Below are 278 nucleotides of genomic sequence, written 5' to 3' on the forward strand. Positions count from 1 at the left end.
GTTAAAATTGACGAGCTATTGTGAAGGGGATGTGCTCAATACATGGTTTATTTATTTGCGTTGGTTAGTACTAAAAGGCCAATTAAATGCAGATGAGCATAACCATTGGATCAGTTCGAGTATTGAATATTTACAGACTATGCCACAGCAAGCCGATTTCCTTGAAGTATGGGAGCGTACTTCGAAACATACCGAATTTACTTCTCACTATTTTAATTCTTCAGATTTTTAGGTTCATTCTTTGAAACAACAAGCCAAATCTCGCAACCTTCAACAGC

At 37.1% G+C, this 278-nt stretch carries 1 protein-coding gene; it reads left to right on the top strand.

What is annotated here, in order from left to right; translation table 11 throughout:
- The coding region (locus tag AC3II9_RS21735; RefSeq protein ID WP_489158763.1) for a hypothetical protein at positions 1–232 on the top strand (232 nt) is incomplete at its 5' end.
- Positions 233–278: the final 46 nt, after the last annotated feature.

The sequence above is a fragment of the Lysinibacillus sp. RU7 genome, assembly GCF_057837305.1.